Genomic DNA, 19,979 nt, shown 5'->3' on the forward strand with positions numbered 1-19,979 from the left:
CATCTGAGTTAGTTTCAATCGAAACCAAATACGGGCACGCGCCCCGAATGTCAAGAAACCAACGGAGCGCAAGATGGCCTGTTCCGACGGATTGCCTTCCGGACGGGACGAGTCCATGTGTCAAACGATGGCAAAAGAAGACCGAGATGAAATCCGCCGCGCCGTGAGCGCAGTCTGCTCCGATTTCCCTGGTGAGTACTGGCGGGAGAAGGATCGCGATCGCGCCTATCCGGCAGAGTTCGTCGATGCGATCACGCGGGCAGGCTTCCTCGCGGCGCTCATCCCGGAAGAATACGGGGGCAGTGGCCTCAAACTCGATTCCGCTGCGGTCATCATGGAGGAAATCCAGGCTTCCGGTTGCAACGGCGCCGCAGCCCACGCCCAGATGTACGTGATGAATACGCTGCTTCGCTACGGCAGCGAGGAACAGAAGCGCAGCTATCTTCCGGGCATCGCCAACGGTGACCTGCGCCTGCAGGCATTCGGCGTTTCCGAACCGACGAGCGGAACCGACACGCTTTCCCTGCGCACTTTCGCCAAGCGGGAAGGCGATGAATATGTGATCAACGGCCAGAAGATCTGGACGAGCCGCGCCGAGCATTCCGACCTCATGGTCCTGTTGGCGCGCACGACACCGCGTGACGAAGTATCCAAGAAAACGGAAGGCCTCTCGCTCTTCCTCGTCGACATGCGCGAAGTGGTCGGGAACGGCATGACCATCAAGCCGATCCGGACGATGATGAACCATTCTACGACGGAGGTTTTCTTCGACGATATGCGTATCCCGGCGTCGGCGCTGATCGGTGAGGAAGGGAAGGGGTTCCGCTATATCCTTTCGGGCATGAACGCCGAGCGGATCCTGATCGCAGCGGAATGCATCGGTGATGCGAAATGGTTCATCGAAAAGGCCAGCGATTACGCAAAGGAGCGGCAGGTTTTCTCAAGACCCATTGGCAAGAACCAGGGCGTGCAGTTTCCCATCGCGCGCTGCTATGCTCAGATGCGCGCGGCCGAACTGATGGTTCACCATGCTGCCGAAGTCTATGACGAAGGCGGTAACGCAGGGGCCGAAGCCAACATGGCCAAGATGCTCGCTAGCGAAGCGAGTTGGGCGGCGGCCGATATGTGTGTCCAGACGCTTGGCGGTTTCGGATTTGCAGAAGAATACGACGTTGAACGCAAGTTCCGCGAGGCACGTCTGTACACGGTCGCGCCGATCAGCACGAACCTGATCCTCAGCTATCTTGCAGAGCATGTGCTCGGACTACCGCGTTCCTACTGACGGGACTGCAAATAGCCCTTGCGCGTAAAGGTTAACTGTGATTCTGTGTCCCTGATGAGAGGGAAGGTCAGACTCAACACACGGCAAAGGCAGAAAGCGTCGCACACTGCGGCGCTTGCGGCGTTGCTCGTGATGGGCGGAATTGCCGTCGCTGGACCTTCCGGCCTCCTTGCTTGGAGCGAGAACCTGCGCCTCCTCGACCAGCGTGAAGCGCAGCTGGCCGCACTCCAGAAGGAACGGTCCGCGTTGCAGAACAAGGTTGCCTTGCTGCACCCCGATCATGCCGATCCCGACATGGTGGGCGAATTGCTCCGCAGCCAGCTCAATGTCGTCCACCCGGACGAAGTGGTCATCAAGCTCGACGACTGAGCCGGGCGCCAAGCCCTCAATTCCGTAAGGTTTTCGTATGCGCGCAGCTTGGGCGTTGCGCGGTGTGCGCCGCTATGCCTATAGGCTGAGCCATATTCCTCCCCGGAAGATAAAGGATGCTGTAGTTTGGCAAAGGCCCCTAAGAGCAAAGCAGCCGCGAAGGCCCCGAAGAGTCCCGCTGAAGATACGGAATTCGTCCTGCACTCATTGCAGGAAGAACTGGAGAAGAAGCAGCGCTTCGATGCCAGCACCGACCAGATGATGCACTTCTACGAACAGATGCTGCTCATCCGCCGTTTCGAAGAGCGCGCGGGCCAACTCTACGGCCTTGGCCTCATCGGCGGTTTCTGCCACCTCTACATTGGCCAGGAAGCGGTCGCCATCGGTCTGCAATCCGCGCTCGATGGAGACAAGGACAGCGTGATCACCGGGTACCGCGATCACGGACACATGCTTGCATACGGCATCGACCCCAAGGTCATCATGGCCGAACTGACAGGCCGCGAGGCTGGCATCTCGAAGGGCAAGGGCGGGTCGATGCACATGTTCTCGACCGAACATAAGTTCTACGGCGGCCACGGCATCGTCGGCGCGCAGGTCGCACTCGGCGGTGGTCTGGCGCTCGCACACCAGTACAACGAAGATGGCGGGCTGTGCCTTGCCTATTTCGGTGACGGTGCGGCCAACCAGGGCCAGGTTTACGAGACGTTCAACATGGCGGCCTTGTGGAAACTGCCGATCGTCTTCGTCATCGAGAATAACCAGTACGCCATGGGGACTGCGGTCAGCCGAAGCTCTGCGGAGACCGAGTTCTACCGCCGTGGCACTGCGTTCCGCATCCCGGGGATGAAGGTCAACGGCATGGATGTCCTCGAGGTACGTCAAGCCGCCGAGATCGCCTTCAAACATGTCCGCGAAGGCAAGGGCCCGGTCCTGATGGAATGCGAAACCTATCGCTATCGCGGCCACTCCATGTCCGATCCGGCCAAGTACCGCACCCGTGAAGAAGTGCAGGACATGAAGGACCACAAGGACCCGATCGAGGGCCTGAAGAAGGTCCTGATGGAAAACGGCGCGAAAGAGGAAGACTTGAAAGTCATCGACAAGGACATTCGCAAGGTCGTCAGCGAGGCAGCTGATTTTGCCGAGAATTCGCCCGAGCCGGAGGCTTCCGAACTCTACACCGATGTCCTGGTGGAGGAGTATTGAGCCATGGCTATCGAACTCAAGATGCCCGCGCTGTCTCCCACCATGGAAGAAGGCACGCTCGCCAAATGGCTCAAGTCAGAAGGTGATGCCATCGAGATCGGCGACATCATCGCCGAGATCGAAACCGACAAGGCCACGATGGAATTCGAAGCGGTCGATGAAGGCACGCTGGGCAAGATCCTGGTCGAAGAAGGCACCGAAGGCGTAAAAGTCGGCACGGTCATCGCCATGCTGGCAGGCGAGGGCGAAGACGCCTCCGACCTCGCAGCTCCTGAAACCGCCGAAGTGGATGCCGTCCTGGGCGAGGGCAAGGACGTCGGCCAAGACGCTTCGGAGGCCGAGATCACCAAGCCTACCCGTAAGGCGGATGTGAAGGATCCCGAAGTCCCGCACGGCACCAACATGGCCAAGGTCACGGTACGCGAAGCGCTGCGCGATGCCATGGCCGAGGAGATGCGCCGCGACGAGCGCGTCTTCGTGATGGGCGAAGAGGTTGCGCAGTACCAAGGCGCCTACAAGGTCACCCAAGGACTGCTCGACGAATTCGGTCCCAAGCGGGTCATCGATACGCCGATCACGGAATATGGTTTTGCCGGCATCGGTGCCGGTGCCGCCATGGGCGGGCTGCGCCCGGTGGTCGAATTCATGACCTTCAACTTCGCGATGCAGGCCATCGACCACATCATCAACTCGGCTGCCAAGACCAATTACATGTCGGGCGGACAGATGCGCTGCCCGGTCGTCTTCCGCGGGCCTAACGGCGCGGCAAGCCGCGTGGGTGCTCAGCACAGCCAGAACTACGGTCCCTGGTACGCAAGCGTGCCCGGCCTGATCGTAATCGCGCCGTTCGACAGCTCGGACGCCAAGGGCCTGCTCAAGGCGGCTATCCGCTGCGAGGATCCGGTGGTCTTCCTCGAGAACGAACTGGTTTATGGGCGCACGTTTGAACTGCCTGAACTGGACGATCATGTGCTGCCGATCGGCAAGGCCCGGATCATGCGGGAAGGCAGCGATGTGACCATCGTGTCCTATTCGATCGCCGTGGGCCTCGCTCTGGAAGCAGCCGAAGAGCTGGCTGGCGAGGGGATCGACGCCGAAGTCATCGATCTTCGCACTTTGCGCCCGCTCGACAAGGAGGCGGTGCTCAAGAGTCTCGCCAAGACCAACCGCGTCGTCATCGCCGAAGAGGGTTGGCCGACCTGCTCGATCGCTTCGGAGATCACGGCGATCTGCATGGAGGAAGGCTTCGATCATCTCGATGCTCCCGTCACGCGGGTGTGCAACGAAGATGTGCCGCTCCCCTATGCTGCCAACCTCGAGAAGATGGCGCTGATCGACAGTGCGCGCATCGTCGAAGCTGCGAAGAAAGTCTGTTACCGGGACTGAGGTTTCATTGCGCGAGCTTTCCAGCTGATTCGCTTTCGCCGTCAGCGTCCGCGTCCCATTAACCTCTTCCCCATTGCATGGGACTCGCTGCGTTCTCCGTTTCGCGGAGGGCTGCGACCTGTCATTTTAACTTGTCTTTAGGGCTGTTGCTTTACCTCGCCGACATCCGTGGCCCCTATCAGGGAGCCTCGAACAGTTGGATATGGGGTAGTCAATGCTTCGCAAAGCGGTGCAGTTTCTGAAGCAGGTTCGCGATGACGCTCGCGGCAATGTGCTCGTGCTCGTCGCCGCCTCGCTTGTGCCGATGGTCGGAACCATGGGCCTCGCCGTCGATGCGGCCCAGTGGATCAGCTGGCGCCGTGATCTCCACAGCGCTGCCGACGCAGGCGCGATGGCGGGTGCGCTCGCGATGAAAAATGGCGAAGACGTGCAGACCGTAGTCACGAAGGTGCTGGGGGAGAACTACCAGCATATCTACACTATCGATGCGATCGAAACCCCCCCGACCGCGGGCGACTTCGCAGGGGATCCAAGCATGGTCCGCGTGGTTCTTAGCACCTCGCGCGAACTCCCGTTTTCGAGCCTCTTCCTGGCAAATGCCCCCACCATCAGTGTGGAAGCGGTTGCAGAATCCAGCAACGAGGTCCCGAACTGCATGATCGCCCTTGATCAGGCTTCGGTCGGTTTGACTATTTCGGGTTCGGCCTCGGTCAACATGAACTGCGGCATGGCGTCGAACTCGAACTTTGACGCAACCGCTTCCGGTACGGGCACAATCAAGGCCGGCGCGCTCTCGGCAGTCGGTACTGTCACTAACTCGGGCGGCGTCACGGCTGACACAGCGATAAACAACGGCACGGCACCGGCGACCGACCCGTTCGAAAGCGTCGACACTCAGCCGAATATCACGTGCAGTGCATGGCCGCTTCCCTTCAAGGGACCAGGCAATACGCTCGGCCTGAATTACGGGACCTATGGGTGCTATCAGGGTATCCAGATCCAGAACAACGCCACAGTCACCTTGGCCCCCGGAACCTACTATATCGGCGCAAAGGGTCTCAGCGTTGGCGGCGGCGCGACCCTGATCGGGAACAACGTCACGCTCGTCTTCACCAACACAGACAATCCGTTCAACCAATCTGCCATCGGCACCATCTCGATCGCGGGTACATCGTCGATCCAGCTTACCGCCCCAGACACCGGACCTTACGCGGGTCTGATCATCGTTCAGGACAGTCGCATCGTGGCCGGCAACAAGAACCGCCTGTTCCTTACCGGTGACAGCAAGTCGAAATTCGACGGCGGTATCTATGCTCCGACGAACCATGTCGAGTTCAGCGGCAACAGCAGCATGACCACTGATTGCCTGCAGATCGTTTCGAAATTCATCACGTTCACGGGCAACACGAATGTGACCAACAATTGCCCAGCAGGACGCGGCGTGGCTTCGTTCAATGGCGGTGAATTTCTGAGGTTGCGTCAATGATCACAGCAATTTCCAAACTGGCCCGCAGCACACGCGGAAACGCAACGATCGAAGTCGCCCTGGTCATGCCCCTTGTGCTGGCAATGGCGCTCGGCGGCATCGATTTCGCCATGGGCTACCGCCACAAGGTGGAAATGCAGCAGACCGCCCAACTGGGTGCGGAATATGTGATGGGTACGCTGGAGAACGTCCCGCCGGATGCGGTTGTCGCCGCGGCAATCGCAAATGCGTCTGGCCTTCCGGTTGGTAGTATCAAGGTCAATACGACGCTGGAATGTGACGGCGTGAAGCAAACAGTCGGTGCACCGTTCTGCGTCAATCCGACGGCGGTCGAAACGAAATATATGACCATCACGGTCAATGAAGACTGGGAGCCGATGCTCAACATCAAGGGCATTGCGGACTACGCCACCAAGCAGAACCACGTCGGCTCGGTTACGATAAGGACGAAATGATGCTGAAAAGGATCAAGACCTTCCTGCGCGACAACCGGGGAACTGCCGCGGTCGAGTTTGCTCTCGTACTGCCGCTGACCGTTACGATGCTGCTGGGCACGCTCAACATGAGCATCTACCTGTTCTTCCAGAACTCGCTTTCCTCGGCGCTCGACGAGGCATCGAGGGCGGTTTCCGTCTGGCCGGTGCCGTCCGATGCCGAGTTGCAGACGGAATTCACCGATCATTTGCTAAGCGCACAGCAGTTCGGGAATGCCCAGCTCGCCATTACGCATGGCACCGATGTGTCGGGCAGGGACTATGTCGACCTCGAAGCGACGGGCGGTATCTACGTGAACCTCGTCTTCGTCGACCTGGGCACGATTCCGGTGCGCCTGACGAAGCGGTCCTACCCGCAACTCTGAGCTTTACGCCAGGAAGGGCGCGTCTTGCGCCCGACCTCCATGTTCGTCATGGCGAGGGCATGGTCGAAACAGCTCAAACCCACCAACAGGAGCTTGCGGAAGAAGTTCAGCTAGCGCTTGCCTATGCACGCCCGGCTGACAGACCGCTATTCAGGTCCATGTTCGAACTGGATCGACGGCTTGCGGGCGTTGTGGCCACAAGCAGCGAGACCGTTATCGGCCAGATGCGGCTTGCTTGGTGGCGTGACTTGCTAGCGAAGCCTGCAATCGAAAGGCCTATGGGCGAACCTCTGGTAAAGACAGTCAGCGATGCCTGGGGCGAACATGCCCGAGCGCTCGAAACCCTGGTAGATGGATGGGAGGCACTGCTAGTTGCCGAGGCGCTCGATCACGAGACCTTGAGGCAGTTCTGTGAAGGACGTGCCAGTGCATGGAGTGCGGCTGTTCGCGGATTTGGCTTTGCTGATACCGAGCAACAGAAAGCTCGCCGTGCGGGCTACCGATGGGCGTTGGCGGATCTGGCGGCGCATCTATCCGATGAGGATGAACGCCATCTCGTTCTGGCCCATGCCGACACTATCGCGCCAATGAAGGCCATGCATCGGCGCGTGCGTCCGCTGGCGATTCTATCGGGCCTATCCAAACGTTCGCTGTCGCTGGGCGGCAAGCCACTGCTTGAAGGACGCGCGGCGGCACTACTGGCCTTGCGCATAGGGATTTCCGGCCGCTAGACAGTGACTTAACGCAGATTCTGGGGGCGCAGGGATGAAGCATGCAATTACCGGGGCTTTGGTCACGCTTGCCGCGATGGGCCTGGGACTTTTCTGGTATCAGGGAAGGGCGGAAGTGGAAGAAGCCGCGCCCCCGCCAGACCTCTCCTCGCTGTTGCTCGAAGACCCTGCACCCGAAGGGCTGCCCATCGCGGATGCTGCCGACATGGTTGGGCCAACCCCGCCCGAAGCCAGCGACCTTACCAAGGAGCAGCAACGCTTCTTCCGCTACGACCGGGACCGGGACTGGCGCATTTCGCGTACCGAAATGCTGTCCACCCGCAGTGCCGCGTTCAGGAAACTCGACAAGGATGGCAACAACCTGCTGACCTTCGAGGAATGGGCCGTTACCACGGTCGACAAGTTCGAAAGCGCAGACGCCAATAGCGACAACGAGCTTACGCCGGGCGAATTCGCGACGACCCGTCCGAAGCCGACCAAACGCAAGGCCCGGTGCGCCTGCTGATCAGGCGGGGACTGCGTCCAGGTTTGCAATCCATTCGCCCATCTCGGTTTTCGCGCGCGAGGTATAGGCTTCCTTGCGCTGCTTCTTCTTCACATCGTGCAATGGCGGGAAGAGACCGAAATTCACGTTCATGGGCTGGAAGGTGTCCGCTTCCGCATCACCTGTAATGTGGCTGAGCAAAGCCCCGAAGGCGGTGGTGCGTGGAGGCGCCGTCCATTGCGCACCATTGAGTTCGGCCGCCGCCATCATCCCGGCCATCAAACCGACCGCGGAACTCTCGACATAGCCCTCGCAGCCGGTGATCTGACCGGCAAAGCGAATATGTTCGGCTCCGCGCAGGCGGAGCTGGCGGTCAAGCACCAGCGGCGAATTGATGAAGGTGTTGCGATGCAGGCCGCCAAGTCGGGCGAATTCGGCATTTTCGAGACCCGGGATTGTCCGGAACAGCTCGACCTGTGCACCGTATTTCAGCTTCGTCTGGAAGCCGACCATATTCCACAGCGTGCCGAGCTTGTTGTCCTGGCGCAGCTGCACTACCGCATAGGGCCAGCGCCCCTGGGGATGTTCTTCCGTGGTGTCATATGGATTGTCCAACCCGACACCCTTCATCGGACCGTAGCGAAGCGTTTCCACACCACGCGCCGCCATGACCTCGATCGGCATGCATCCATCGAAATAGGGCGTGTCGGCCTCCCACTCGCGGAACTCGGTCTTCTCGCCGTCCATCAGGCCCTGGTGAAACGCGAGATATTGGTCCTTCGTCATCGGGCAATTGATGTAATCGCCATCCTCGTTGGAGGCCTCGGTCCGCTTGTTCCAGCGGCTCTGGATCCAGCATTTCGACATATCGATGCTGTCCCGGTGGACGATGGGCGCGATGGCATCGAAGAAAGCGAGCCGGTCCTGCCCGGTCGATCCGACAATGCTTTCGGCAAGCGATTGCGCGGTGAGGGGGCCTGTCGCGACGATGGTCGGGCCGGAAGCGGGGAGGGCATCGACCCGTTCGCGGACCACGGTAACGTTAGGATGTTCGTCGAGCGTGCGCTGGACTTCGGCCGAGAACACGTCGCGGTCGACCGCCATGGCGCTGCCCGCTGGAACCCGCGCGACTTCGCCGGCGCGCATGACGATGCTGTCGAGTCTGCGCATCTCGTCGTGCAGCAGGCCAACCGCGTTCTTGTCACTGTCGTCCGAACGGAAGCTGTTGGAGCAGACAAGTTCTGCCAGCCCATCGGTCTGGTGGGCGGCGGTCATGTCCCCGCTGCCGCGCATTTCGGACAGGCGCACCTTGAAACCGCGCCGCGCCAATTGCCATGCGGCCTCGCTGCCCGCGAGACCACCGCCGATAATCTGGATGTCGTGTGTCATTGCGTTGCGCACCTAGTGCTTGCACATGCCCTCTATCAAGGCTTACCGACCGGCTAAGAGGGGATTCCATGCCGAAACGCGCTTTATCCGAACATCGTCCTTACCTGCTGGCCAGCCTGATCGCGGCAATCAGCTTTTACTTCGTGGAAGATGATCCCATCGGCGGCATTTGGTTGATGGGGTGGAAAGCCGCAGGCGTGGGCTTCCTCGCGGTTTATGCGGCGCATCGCGGGAAGGGCTTCGACGCATGGCTTATCGCCGCCGTCATGGCCTTCGGAGCGATGGGTGATGCAATCATTATGGTCAGCTTCCTGATCGGAGGCGGGCTCTTCGCCATCGGCCACCTGATCGCAATTTGGCTTTATCTTCGGCATCGGCGCGCGGCGACAACCGGAAGCCAAATAGCGACAGGGTTAGCCTTGTTGATCTTAACGCCGATCCTTGCCGCACTAATCACCTATCCACTTCCAAATTGGCAACTTGCCGCGGGCTACAGCCTCCTTGTCGGGGCCATGGCGGCGGCAGCCTGGACCAGTAACTTCCCGCGCGATCGAGTGGGTGGAGGCGCTGTGCTGTTCGTCGTCTCCGATTTGCTGATCTTCGGTCGGGAAGCGGGCAGGGTACCCTTTGAGGTGGCTGAATGGCTAATCTGGCCGCTATATTACGGCGGGCAATTCCTGATCGCGACCGGTGTGGTGCAGACGCTGCGGCATCCGGAGCTCAGGGCCGGAAAAGCCTAAACCTGCCAAGACGCTATGGTGGTGCGGTGCAGTTCGCGCCGCTGTCCCTCGTAACCGCCGGTCGCCTTGTGCAGCACGGCGCGATTGTCCCACATGACGAGCATGTCCGGCTCCCACTTATGCCGATAGACGAATTCGTCGCGTGATTGCCATTCGGCAAGTTCCGCCAACAGGGCAATCGCTTCTGCCTGCTCCATTCCGTCGATGCCGATAATGTATCCCAGCGTTGAGTAGAGGCACTCCTGACCCGTTTCCGGGTGTTTCTGGACGAGAGGATGCGTCCTGGTTTCTCGTGCGCTCTCATTTGGGCGGATCGCCATCGATCGGCCCTGATCCCTCTCCCCGTATGTCCCCTCGGGAGCATAGGCCAGCTGGGCGCTGTGAATGGCCGTCAGGCCTCTCAGGAAATCCTTCCGGTCATCGGAAAGCGCCTCGAAGGCGGCTTGCTGGTCCGCGAACAGGGTGTCGCCGCCGGTCGATGGTATGTCGACGGCAAGGAGACATGTACCAGCAGGCGGATATTCAAGAAAACTCCAGTCGCTATGCCAGTTCTCCGCGAATAACGGACTGGTTTCATCCGCCTCGCGCAGGATCGCGGCAATATTCTTGCGGCCTTCGATGGGGTCGAAGAAGGAGTCTTCTCCGAAGCCGCCCATGGCGATGGTGAACCGTTCCAGGTCGTCGTCGCCCATGGTCTGACCGGGAAAGGCCAGCACCTTATGCTCGAGCCAAAGCTCGCGGATCCGTTGTATGTCTGCTGCGGAAAGAGCGCGGGACAAATCGACGCCGGTTACCCTGGCGCCGAACGGCCCTTCGCTTCTTTCTGCAGTGATCGTCACCCGCCAGGCTCGCCTTCGATATTCTTGTCGGAATGGGCGGTGGTGTAAGGCTCGGTCGTCTTCGCGGCATTGTCCGCGATTTCTTCCGCGATAGCTTCTTCCGCCTCGTTCTCCGGTTCCTCCGTTTCGTCGATCAAGGCGGCACCGACGATCTTCTCGCCCTTGGCGACGTCGAAGATGCGGACACCCGACGACCCACGGCCGGAGATGGAGAAGCCCTTGTGGTCTTCGAACCCGTTGGCCATCTCGTGACGGAAATCGATCGGAAGGCGGATCAGCTTGGCCTGGTCGGTGACGAGCATAAGCTGTGCACCATGCCTGACGGGGAAGCTGCCGACGACGGGGCCGTTACGCTCCGGATTGCTGTCGGGCGTGCCGATGTTCGTCAGACCCTGACCGCCGCGCCCGATGGTGCGATATTCATAAGCCGAGGTAATCTTGCCATAGCCGTTTGCGGTTAGGGTGAGGATGAACTCCTCGTTCTCTTCCATCGAAGCGACGGTATCGGCATCGAGCGTATGGACCGCGTCGTTGTTCTTCCAATGAGCGGCGCGAAGATAGGCCTCGCGCGTTTCCATATCGGCAGTCAGCGGATCGAGCACGGCCATGGACACGACCTTTGCATCGTTCTTGAGCGTCATGCCGCGGACGCCAATACCGGTCCGGCTCTTGGTTTCGCGGGCATCGGTGGCGGCAAAGCGGATCGCCTTGCCCGCGTCGGAGGCCAAGAAAACCTCTTGGTTCTCGCTAAGCAATTCGACACCGATCAGACGGTCGCCGCTGCCCTCGACGAAGCCCATCGCGTATTTGCCGTTGCTGGGCACGTTGGTGAAGGCATCCATCGAATTGCGGCGGACCATTCCCTGTTCCGTTCCGAAGACGATGTTGAGCTTCGACCACTCGTCCTCGTTCTCGGGCAGGGCGAGAACGTTGGTCACCCGCTCCTCGTCGCCGAGCGGCAGGAGATTGACCATCGGACGTCCCTTTGTCTGGGGGCTGCCCTCCGGCAGTTTCCAGACCTTCATACGATAGACGCGGCCGGTATTCGTGAAGAAAAGCACGGGGTTATGCGTGGAAGTCACGAACATTTCGACGACGGCATCTTCGTCCTTAGTCGCCATGCCGGAACGACCCTTGCCGCCTCGTGCCTGGGCACGGAAGGCTTCGAGCGGCGTGCGCTTGATGTAACCGCCGTGGGTAACCGTGACGACCATCTCTTCGCGTTCGATGAGATCCTCATCTTCGATTCCGTCCCAGGCGGGTGCAATCTCGCTGATCCGCGGAGTTGCATAGGTCGCACGAATCTCGTCCAGCTCTTCGCGCATGACGCCGTAAAGCTTCACCCGATCCGCAAGGATCGAGAGGTATTCTTCGATGGCGATTGAGAGCTCCTTGAGCTCGTCACCGATTTCATCGCGGCCGAGCGCGGTCAGGCGGTGCAGCCTAAGGTCGAGGATTGCCTTCACCTGCCGTTCGGACAGGCGATAGGTTCCGCCGTCCTGCTCATCAGACGGTTCGATCGCTTCGACCAAGGCTATATACTGCCCGATATCACCGATCGGCCACTCCTTTGCGAGCAGCTTGCCGCGCGCTTCCGCCGGATTGGACGAACCACGGATCATCGCGACGATCTCGTCGAGGTTGGAAACCGCAACCACGAGACCGAGCAAGATGTGCGCCCGTTCGCGCGCCTTGTTCAATTCGAACTTCGTGCGCCGAGTGATTACCTCTTCACGGAAGGTGATGAAGGCTTGGATAAACTCGCGAAGGGTGAGGACTTCCGGTCGGCCGCCGCGAATAGCGAGCATATTTGCCGGGAAACTCGCTTGCGCGGGTGTATATCGCCAGATCTGGTTGAGCACGACTTCGGGAGAAGCATCGCGCTTGAGATCGACGACCACGCGCACACCTTCGCGGTTCGATTCGTCACGAATGTCGGAGATGCCCTCGATCCGCTTGTCCTTGGCGGCTTCCGCAATTTTTTCGACCAGGGCGTTCTTGCCGACCTGGTAGGGGATTGCAGTGAGGACGATCGACTGGCGGTCCTTCGCCTTGGTTTCGACCTCGTGCCGGGCCCGCATCAGGATCGAACCGCGACCGGTCGTATAGGCGGCACGTGCGCCGCTCTTTCCCAGGATTAGGGGAGCGGTCGGGAAGTCGGGACCGGGAATGATCTCGAACAGCTCGTCGCTCGTGATAGCGGGGTTGTCCATGTAGGCGAGACAGCCGTCGATAACCTCACCCAGATTATGCGGCGGGATGTTCGTCGCCATGCCGACCGCGATACCGCCGGCCCCGTTGACCAACAGGTTCGGAAAGCGGGCGGGGAGAACGGTCGGCTCCTGCCTCGAACCGTCGTAGTTGTCAGTGAAATCGACCGTGTCCTTGTCGAGATCGTCGAGCAGGGAGTTGGCGACACGCGCCAGCCTTGCCTCGGTGTAACGCATGGACGCAGGCGGATCCGGGTCCATCGATCCGAAGTTGCCCTGGCCATCGACCAGCGGAACCCTCAGCGACCAGTCCTGCGTCATGCGGGCCAGTGCATCGTAAATCGCAGCGTCGCCGTGCGGGTGGTAGTTACCCATCACGTCACCGACGATCTTCGCGCTCTTGCGGTAGGGCCTGCCGGCGACGAAACCGCCTTCCTGGCTGGCGAAGAGGATCCGGCGATGGACCGGTTTCAGCCCGTCCCGAACGTCGGGCAGCGCGCGGCTGACGATCACGCTCATCGCGTAATCGAGATAGCTGGTCTTCATCTCATCGACGATGTCGATGCGGGTGTATTCGGAGCCCGGAGCCGGGTTTTCCATCAATTCGGTTTCGTCAGACAAAACGCTGTATTTCCATGATCTGCGATCGAGGGATCAGTTCAAGCAGCCACCTTAGCGGAAGCGGCGGATTCATGCCAATTTCGAAGGGGGAAACGGGGCCAAAATCGGCGCTTTTTCCACATATGTCTTGAGGCCTTACGCATCGCTTTGCTGAATGGCCGGTCAGGGCGTCATTCAATGTCCATTCAGCGCGAAAAGCCTACAAGATTTGCAATGAGAGCGTTAAAAGGCCAATTGCCGCACCGTTGAGTGAATTCGGCGCCCTCGCGCTCATTCCCCCTATCCACTCTTGGGAGTTAAATGATGATTTTCACCCGTCTTTCCAAGGCTTCGAGCACGTCTTCGGCGCTCGCCCTTGCCATGATCCTCGGTGCGACCGGAACAGCTGCGACCGTCGCGCTGGAGCAGCCCGCTTTCGCGCAGAAGAAAAAGAAGAAGGACGCCAAGGCGGACGCTAAGAATTATTCCAAGGAATTCATCGCGGTCTATCAACCCGTTGCGGAACAGGTCAACGGTGGCAGCCCCGACTGGAACGCTATCTCGGCCCAACGTGCTGCAGTTGTCGCCGCCGTACAGACCGAAGACGATCGTATGGTCGCCGGTAACCTGGTCTACAGCATCGGTAACAACCTCAATGATCGCTCGCTCCAACTCGAGGGTGTCGAACTGATGCTCGCAAGCGGCAAGGTCGCAGCCGAATCGCAGGGGCAATACAACCTGCTAGCCGGCCAGCTCGCCTATAACGCCGATGACTACCCGAAAGCGCGTACCTACCTCATGAAGGCAGTAGAACTCGGTGCTACGGAAAGTCAGCCAGAAGGCCTCGTCGCCGAATCTTACTTCAGCGAAGAAAACTACAAGGCAGGCCTGGACTACCTGGCGTCCGCCATCGCCGCGCGTGAAGCTGCGGGCGAAGCGGTCAACGAGCAATGGGTCCGTCGCGGCCTGCAGATGTCCTACAACAACCAGATGAAAGCCGAGCTGACTGACTTCGCGCAGCTTTTCATCAAGCACTTCCCTACCCAGCAGAACTGGGGCGAGGTCGTTGCAATCACCGCCTATGGTGGTGGATGGCAGAATCCTGAAATCCTCGACCTCATGCGCCTTGCACGTGATGCCGACGCCCTGCGCGACGAGCGTATGTATGCCGACTACATCGACAGCGCCGATTATCGCCGTCTCCCCGGTGAAGTCGCTGCCGTCATTAACGAAGGCTACACCAAGGGTACGCTGAAGCGCACGGACACCTATGTTTCGGAAATCTTCGGTATGGCTACCGATCGTGCCAAGACCGACCGCGCCGATCTTTCGGGTATCCTGACCGGTGCGCGCGGAGCTTCCGATCTTCGTACCGTCATGACCGGAGCCGACCTCGCGCTCAGCTATGGCGATTACGCAGCTGCTGAAACGCTTTACACGAAGGCACTGGGCCTTGCCGGCGTCAACTCCGATCTCGCTCGGACGCGTCTCGGTATAGCTCAGCTGGAGCAGGGCAAGAGTGCGGAAGCTATCGAGAGCTTCAACGCCGTTGCGGGCCAGCGTGCTGCCATTGCCAAACTGTGGGCGATTTACGCCGAACAGCAGGGCGGCATGTAAGACTGCAATCTTCTGATTGAGAAGCGGCGCGGATCCTACACGGGGTTCGCGCCGTTTCCCAATCTAGCGCAGGCGCTTGACCCAGACCGTGTTGTCGCGGCGCTCGACCTTGAATTGCTCGATAGCCTCGAACAGGTCCGACAGTCGCTTGAAACCGTAGTTACGCACATCGAAGCTGGACCGGTTGCCTGCGATTTGGCCGACCTCTCCCATCTGGGCGAAACCTTCGTCGTCTCGACGGGCTGCTTTCCAGGCCGTGCCGAGCAGCTCGACCAGTTCTTCGTCGATCCCACCTTTCGGCTTCTTGCCGTTCTGCTTGGGAGCGTCAACTTCATCCGATGCGCCTTTGATGAGTGCGTCAATATCGATGAAACGGGTACACGCGCTCTTGAAGGCATCCGGAGTCTTGTTCTTGCTTCCGAAGCCGTAGACGAGCAGGCCGTCTTGCCTGAGGCGGGTGGCCAGCGGCGTGAAGTCGCTGTCCGAACTCATGATCCCGAAACCGTCTACCTTGCCTTGGTAGAGGAGGTCGATCGCGTCGATAGTCATCGCCATGTCGGTGGCGTTCTTGCCCGCCGTCATGTCGAATTGCTGGTAAGGAAGGATCCCGTACTTGTGGCTCAGCGGCCCCCAATTCTGGAGATTAGGCTTGGTGAAGTTGCCGTAGGCGCGCTTGATGTTCACCTGTCCCAGTTCGGCCATGACTGTCAGGACCGGATCGATCCCTTTGGGCGAGGTGTTGTCGGCATCGATCAGCAGCGCGATGTTTTGTAGCGGTTTTTCAGGCATGGGTGCTCCTTGGGGTTACAAGCGCGCCCTTGCAAGTCACTTCGCAGGCTGGAATTCGCGCGTCTCTTCATCGCGCACGTAGAGAACACCCTCTGCGATCGAGAAGAATGCTCCACGCAGCTTGAGCGTACCTTCGGCTTCGCCTTTCTGAACACAGGCGAAGGTCCTAAGATTGTCGAGGCTGACGCCGACAGCTGCAAGCTCCATTGCGCGCTCGGCCTCCGGGCCCTCGGTGCCGTATTTTGAGGCAACCTCGTCGCGAGCGTCATCGAGCAGGCCGACCCAATTTGCGATAAAGCCGCCTTCGCCCAAGGCATTGCCGTAAAGATCGCGCGATAATGCTGCCTGACAGCCCCCGCACATGCCGTGACCCATGACGACGATTTGCCGGACTTTCAGGAAGTTAACAGCAAACTCCAGAGCCGCGGAGACACCGTGCTGGCCGGGTGTGTCCTCGAACGGCGGAACCAGTGCGGCGACATTGCGCACGACGAAAATCTCGCCCGGATCGACGTCGAAGATCTGGGCAGGGTCCACGCGACTGTCGGAGCAACCGATGATCATGAGCTTGGGGCTCTGGCCTTCCGAAACCAGCTTGTCATATCGCTCACGCTGCTCGGGATAGCCGTCGGCCCGGAAGCGATGATAGCCGCGCAACAATTCGGTGAATTCGGGCATTAGAAACGTTCCCCGCGAATTACCTCGACATCCCACATCGACAGCAGCAGCCCGTGACTGGTGAGGATCGGCGCAATATCTTCCGCCAGGGCCATCGCCTTGTCCTGAGGAGCAATTGTCAGCACCAGGACCTTGTCCGTTCCCATCACTCGCTCTTCACGCCAACGCCCTTCGCGCCCCTTGCCGGACTGGACCGGAGTGATCGTCCATCCGGTAATGCCGACACGATCGATCGCATCGGTAACGCGGCGCTGCAACGCCGTGTCGGTGAGTATCTCTATGCGTTTCCGGATGACGGTTTCGATCATTTCAGGTCTCTCAGCCGGCAGCCAGGCGGCTCGCCAGAGCGCCAATCAAGCCGATATTGATTAGGATGTTGAACGGGAAGGTCACGCTCAGCGACATGGTGAGGTAGATACCCGCATCGGCTTGCGGCAGGGCAAGCCGCATGGCCGCAGGCACGGCAATATAGCTGGCGCTGGCACACAGGACGCCGAGAGCCGCTGCAGAGCCGACATCGAGCCCGATAGCGCTACCGAGCAGTGTGCCGAGCGCCCCGTTCACCAGTGGGAGGAATATTGCGACGAGGGCAAGGCGAACGGTCATTGCCCGGGCATCCATCAGGCGGCGCGCGGCGATCAGGCCCATATCCAGCAGGAACAGGCACAGCACGCCCTTGAAACCCGCCTGGAAAAACGGCTCGACATCGGCAAACCCGCTCGCGCCGGAAATCATGCCGATCGCGAAAGCTCCGAGGAGGAGCACCACTGATGCATTGAAGAACACCTCATGGAGCAGTTCGCCCGTTCCCTGCTGGCTCTTGGCGTCCGTCTTGTCGATCGCCTTGCGGGCAAGCATCAGTCCGGTGAGGATGGCCGGAGTTTCCATTGCAGCCATCACGGCCACCATGAACCCGCCGGGGGGGATACCGCGAAGCTCGTAAACTTGCACTGCAGTAACGAACGTGACCACGCTGACAGATCCATAGTGGGCCGCGACCGCGCCTGAATTCAGCGTGTCGAGCTTCGCAAAACCCTTGAGCACCACGAAGGCAAACAGCGGGAGGAGGAAACTTGCACTGATGCCGGCAAGAAGGGCGAGGGCGACCGTCGTGTCGACGCCGCTTTCAGAAACCGCGACCCCGCCCTTTAGGCCGATCGCGGCCATCAGGTACAACGACATGCCTTTGGCGAGCGCCTCCGGAACGGCAAGTTCGGACCTAGCGAAGGCCGCAAGCATCCCCAATACGAAGAACAGGATCACGGGAGATGTAAAGGTCTCGAGCGTTGCAGCATCCATGCGCGTTTCAGTAGAATGCGCCGAGTGCAACGGCAAGTAAGCAATGGGCAACATATCCACGGGTTGCTTGGGAGGCCCGGCAAGCCTAGATGGGCGGCGCAATGAACGACCTTTCCTCCGCTCCCGCCCCCGAAGACGAACGCCCGCGCAAGCAGCGCAAGCCGGACTGGATCCGGGTGAAAGCGCCCGTCAGCAAGGGTTACCAGGAAACGCGCAAGCTTATGCGCGACCTCAAGCTCAATACGGTATGCGAAGAAGCGGCCTGTCCCAATATCGGCGAATGCTGGGACAAGAAGCACGCCACCGTCATGATCCTGGGCGATGTCTGCACCCGCGCCTGCGCCTTCTGTAATGTGAAGACCGGAATGCCGCGGCTCGTCGATCCGATGGAGCCGGAGAATGTCGCGATCGCAGCTGGCCAGATGGGTTTGCAGCACATCGTTATCACGAGTGTCGACCGCGACGACCTGCCCGATGGCGGTGCCGGTCAGTTCGTGAAGGTGATCAAGGCGCTGCGTCGCGAAACGCCGGACACGACAATCGAGATCCTAACGCCAGACTTCCGCGGCAAGATGCGCCCGGCAGTCGAAGCGATCTGCGAGGCGGGACCGGACGTTTACAACCACAACCTCGAAACCGTGCCGCGCCTCTATCCAACGATCCGGCCTGGCGCGCGCTACTATGCCTCGCTGCGACTCCTCGAAGAGGTGAAGTCGCACGATCCGATGATCTTCACCAAGTCGGGCATCATGCTCGGCCTCGGCGAGCAGCGCCTCGAAGTGCACCAGGTGATGGACGACATGCGCAGCGCGGACGTCGATTTCATTACCATGGGCCAGTACCTCCAGCCCACGCCTCGCCATGCCAATGTAGAAGACTTCGTTACGCCCAAGGCTTTCGCGGCCTATGGTTCGATCGCGCGTGCAAAGGGGTTCCTCCAGGTGGCTTCGAGCCCGCTGACGCGGTCGAGCTATCACGCTGGCGACGATTTTGCGCAGATGCGGGCGGCGCGTGAAGCCAAGCTTGCGAAGGAGCAGGCGAGGGCGTCCGCCTGATGCCAGGCATCACCGAGACCCGGCGGCTTCCCTACAGCTGTGAGCAGATGTTCGACCTCGTCGCCGACGTCGGCAACTATTCGAAGTTCCTGCCATGGGTTGTGGCGACGAGGGTGCGCAGCGACAACGAGACCGAAATGGTCGCCGACATGCTCGTCGGCTTCAAGGCTATACGCGAGAAATTCACTTCACGGGTGGTCAAGAGCCGACCTGACTTCATCGAAGTGTTCTACGTCGACGGTCCGCTCAAGGATCTCGACAACAAGTGGACCTTCCGCTGTCTGCCCGATGGCGGTTGCGAGATCGATTTTTGCGTCGATTTCAGCTTTCGCAATTCGGTCTTCGAAGCGCTGGCCGGCCAGTATTTCGACCGCGCGTTCCGCAAGATGGTCGAAGCCTTTGAAAAGCGCGCCGACGATCTTTACGGCCGCGAAAACGCCGCAGCGAACCTTTAAGGTAGAAGCAGGTCCAGCGCGCAGAGCACCGCTTCCTTGCGGATTTCGGCACGCGATGTCGGCTCGAAACGTTTCAGTTCGCCTTCCGGTTCACCTTCATCACCGCGCACGACCTTGGCGAAGACCACAGTTCCCACGGGTTTCAGCTGCGTTCCGCCGCCGGGTCCGGCAACGCCGCTGATCGCAACCGCGACATCGGCATTGCTGCGCGCCAGCGCTCCCTTGGCCATTGCCCAGGCGCAGGCGATCGAAACCGCACCGAAAGTCTCGATGATATCGAGCGAGACGTCGAGCATCTCCATCTTCGATTCGTTCGAGTAGGTCACGAACCCGCGATCCAGGACGGCAGACGAGCCGGGAATCTCGGTCAGCGCGGCCGCGACAAGACCGCCCGTGCAGCTTTCTGCCACAACGACCTTGCGTCCTGCAGCAGAATTCTCGTCGATCACCCGCTTGGCGAGTTCGTCGATCTCTTCGGGGAGTAGGGCCTGGAGCGTCATGC

General features: G+C 60.1%; 21 protein-coding genes. 13 read left to right on the forward strand and 8 right to left on the reverse strand.

Going from position 1 to position 19,979, the window contains the following annotated elements; translation table 11 throughout:
- Positions 1 to 127 precede the first annotated feature (127 nt).
- From GRI34_RS04505 to GRI34_RS04545, 9 genes are all read left to right on the forward strand, one after another.
- Positions 128 to 1,282: an acyl-CoA dehydrogenase family protein gene (locus tag GRI34_RS04505; RefSeq protein ID WP_199800111.1), complete on the forward strand. Its 1,155-nt coding sequence runs from the start codon at positions 128 to 130 to the stop codon at positions 1,280 to 1,282.
- Positions 1,283 to 1,414: 132 nt separating this feature from the next.
- Positions 1,415 to 1,651: an FtsB family cell division protein gene (locus GRI34_RS04510; protein ID WP_325065183.1), complete on the forward strand. Its 237-nt coding sequence runs from the start codon at positions 1,415 to 1,417 to the stop codon at positions 1,649 to 1,651.
- Positions 1,652 to 1,777: 126 nt separating this feature from the next.
- Positions 1,778 to 2,860, forward strand: coding sequence for a pyruvate dehydrogenase (acetyl-transferring) E1 component subunit alpha (gene pdhA / locus GRI34_RS04515; protein ID WP_160594919.1), 1,083 nt, complete (start codon positions 1,778 to 1,780; stop codon positions 2,858 to 2,860).
- Positions 2,861 to 2,863: 3 nt separating this feature from the next.
- Positions 2,864 to 4,246 (forward strand): pyruvate dehydrogenase complex E1 component subunit beta, encoded by a 1,383-nt coding sequence (locus GRI34_RS04520; RefSeq protein WP_160594920.1) that lies wholly within the window; start codon positions 2,864 to 2,866, stop codon positions 4,244 to 4,246.
- Positions 4,247 to 4,460: 214 nt separating this feature from the next.
- Positions 4,461 to 5,732, forward strand: a complete 1,272-nt coding sequence (locus GRI34_RS04525) for a pilus assembly protein TadG-related protein (RefSeq protein ID WP_160594921.1) — start codon at positions 4,461 to 4,463, stop codon at positions 5,730 to 5,732.
- Positions 5,729 to 6,187 carry a TadE/TadG family type IV pilus assembly protein gene (locus GRI34_RS04530; RefSeq protein WP_160594922.1) on the forward strand — a complete coding sequence of 153 codons (459 nt, stop codon included), beginning with the start codon at positions 5,729 to 5,731 and terminating at the stop codon, positions 6,185 to 6,187. The genes GRI34_RS04525 and GRI34_RS04530 overlap by 4 nt, the downstream gene beginning before the upstream one ends.
- Positions 6,187 to 6,591, forward strand: coding sequence for a TadE/TadG family type IV pilus assembly protein (locus GRI34_RS04535; RefSeq protein ID WP_160594923.1), 405 nt, complete (start codon positions 6,187 to 6,189; stop codon positions 6,589 to 6,591). The genes GRI34_RS04530 and GRI34_RS04535 overlap by 1 nt, the downstream gene beginning before the upstream one ends.
- 59 nt (positions 6,592 to 6,650) lie before the next feature.
- Complete coding sequence (locus GRI34_RS04540; protein ID WP_160594924.1) at positions 6,651 to 7,322, forward strand: hypothetical protein; 672 nt, start codon at positions 6,651 to 6,653, stop codon at positions 7,320 to 7,322.
- A gap of 34 nt (positions 7,323 to 7,356) precedes the next feature.
- Positions 7,357 to 7,827 (forward strand): EF-hand domain-containing protein, encoded by a 471-nt coding sequence (locus GRI34_RS04545; protein WP_160594925.1) that lies wholly within the window; start codon positions 7,357 to 7,359, stop codon positions 7,825 to 7,827.
- On the opposite strand, the gene trmFO is transcribed toward GRI34_RS04545, so the two are convergent.
- A complete protein-coding gene (trmFO, locus tag GRI34_RS04550) occupies positions 7,828 to 9,195 on the reverse strand; it encodes a methylenetetrahydrofolate--tRNA-(uracil(54)-C(5))-methyltransferase (FADH(2)-oxidizing) TrmFO (RefSeq protein WP_160594926.1) in 1,368 nt (455 codons plus the stop codon). It lies immediately after the preceding gene.
- A 68-nt stretch (positions 9,196 to 9,263) separates the two neighbouring features.
- Here trmFO and GRI34_RS04555 point away from each other — a divergent pair, with 68 nt between their 5' ends.
- Positions 9,264 to 9,935, forward strand: coding sequence for a lysoplasmalogenase (locus GRI34_RS04555; protein WP_160594927.1), 672 nt, complete (start codon positions 9,264 to 9,266; stop codon positions 9,933 to 9,935).
- On the opposite strand, the gene GRI34_RS04560 is transcribed toward GRI34_RS04555, so the two are convergent.
- Both GRI34_RS04560 and gyrA read right to left on the reverse strand, forming a co-directional pair.
- On the reverse strand, positions 9,932 to 10,774 hold the full coding sequence (locus GRI34_RS04560) for a TauD/TfdA dioxygenase family protein (RefSeq protein WP_160594928.1): 843 nt from the start codon (positions 10,772 to 10,774) through the stop codon (positions 9,932 to 9,934). The genes GRI34_RS04555 and GRI34_RS04560 overlap by 4 nt on opposite strands.
- A complete protein-coding gene (gene gyrA, locus GRI34_RS04565; protein ID WP_160594929.1) occupies positions 10,771 to 13,605 on the reverse strand; it encodes a DNA gyrase subunit A in 2,835 nt (944 codons plus the stop codon). Before gyrA ends, GRI34_RS04560 begins: the two co-directional genes overlap by 4 nt.
- 303 nt (positions 13,606 to 13,908) lie before the next feature.
- Between gyrA and GRI34_RS04570 the strand changes: the two genes are divergently transcribed.
- Complete coding sequence (locus tag GRI34_RS04570) at positions 13,909 to 15,201, forward strand: hypothetical protein (protein WP_160594930.1); 1,293 nt, start codon at positions 13,909 to 13,911, stop codon at positions 15,199 to 15,201.
- A gap of 63 nt (positions 15,202 to 15,264) precedes the next feature.
- Here GRI34_RS04570 and GRI34_RS04575 read toward each other — a convergent pair whose 3' ends face one another.
- Genes GRI34_RS04575 through GRI34_RS04590 form a run of 4 tightly spaced genes read right to left on the reverse strand, consistent with a single transcriptional unit; the run spans position 15,265 to position 17,967 of the window.
- On the reverse strand, positions 15,265 to 15,990 hold the full coding sequence (locus GRI34_RS04575) for an NYN domain-containing protein (RefSeq protein WP_160594931.1): 726 nt from the start codon (positions 15,988 to 15,990) through the stop codon (positions 15,265 to 15,267).
- 36 nt (positions 15,991 to 16,026) lie between these two features.
- On the reverse strand, positions 16,027 to 16,668 hold the full coding sequence (locus GRI34_RS04580) for a carbonic anhydrase (protein ID WP_160594932.1): 642 nt from the start codon (positions 16,666 to 16,668) through the stop codon (positions 16,027 to 16,029).
- Positions 16,668 to 16,976: a P-II family nitrogen regulator gene (locus GRI34_RS04585; RefSeq protein ID WP_160594933.1), complete on the reverse strand. Its 309-nt coding sequence runs from the start codon at positions 16,974 to 16,976 to the stop codon at positions 16,668 to 16,670. Before GRI34_RS04585 ends, GRI34_RS04580 begins: the two co-directional genes overlap by 1 nt.
- Positions 16,977 to 16,986: 10 nt before the next feature.
- Positions 16,987 to 17,967, reverse strand: coding sequence for a sodium-dependent bicarbonate transport family permease (locus GRI34_RS04590; protein WP_160594934.1), 981 nt, complete (start codon positions 17,965 to 17,967; stop codon positions 16,987 to 16,989).
- Between the two features lie 101 nt (positions 17,968 to 18,068).
- Between GRI34_RS04590 and lipA the strand changes: the two genes are divergently transcribed.
- Positions 18,069 to 19,022: a lipoyl synthase gene (lipA, locus tag GRI34_RS04595; protein WP_160594935.1), complete on the forward strand. Its 954-nt coding sequence runs from the start codon at positions 18,069 to 18,071 to the stop codon at positions 19,020 to 19,022.
- Positions 19,022 to 19,477 carry a type II toxin-antitoxin system RatA family toxin gene (locus tag GRI34_RS04600; protein ID WP_160594936.1) on the forward strand — a complete coding sequence of 152 codons (456 nt, stop codon included), beginning with the start codon at positions 19,022 to 19,024 and terminating at the stop codon, positions 19,475 to 19,477. The genes lipA and GRI34_RS04600 overlap by 1 nt, the downstream gene beginning before the upstream one ends.
- On the opposite strand, the gene GRI34_RS04605 is transcribed toward GRI34_RS04600, so the two are convergent.
- Positions 19,474 to 19,977, reverse strand: coding sequence for a CinA family protein (locus tag GRI34_RS04605; RefSeq protein ID WP_160594937.1), 504 nt, complete (start codon positions 19,975 to 19,977; stop codon positions 19,474 to 19,476). The two genes, GRI34_RS04600 and GRI34_RS04605, sit on opposite strands and share 4 nt — an antisense overlap.
- Between the last annotated feature and the right edge of the window lie 2 nt (positions 19,978 to 19,979).

This window comes from Qipengyuania aquimaris (assembly GCF_009827445.1).
In the GTDB taxonomy this organism is placed as follows: Bacteria; Pseudomonadota; Alphaproteobacteria; order Sphingomonadales; family Sphingomonadaceae; genus Qipengyuania; species Qipengyuania aquimaris.